This window comes from Psychrobacter sp. CAL346-MNA-CIBAN-0220 (assembly GCF_040309805.1).
Taxonomy (GTDB): domain Bacteria; phylum Pseudomonadota; class Gammaproteobacteria; order Pseudomonadales; family Moraxellaceae; genus Psychrobacter.
In genome coordinates, this window is record NZ_JBEOPF010000622.1 from 1 (window position 1) to 245 (window position 245).

At 44.1% G+C, this 245-nt stretch carries 1 protein-coding gene; it reads right to left on the reverse strand.

The window, feature by feature from the left end; translation table 11 throughout:
* Nucleotides 1-245 (reverse strand): acetyl-coenzyme A synthetase N-terminal domain-containing protein (locus AAEY88_RS15055; RefSeq protein WP_350563688.1); only part of this gene is annotated, 245 nt, incomplete at both ends.

Below are 245 nucleotides of genomic sequence, written 5' to 3' on the forward strand. Positions count from 1 at the left end.
TTTCAGAGGATAGCCAAATAAAAGCATCTTGCTCAGCGCGCTCTGCAAGGTGGCGATCGACACAGTTGTAGCAAAGATTGGTTTCACCGCCGACGAACCATTTGGCAAATGGCAAATTGCTGTCATCAAGGATTTGCTCAGGCTCTTTATGCCAATAAATCCGCTTGGCTTGCTCTGCCCAAAACTGCTCTTTATTATCAATAGAGGACTGATAAATATCGGCAAAGCTTTGCGTGCTATTAAAT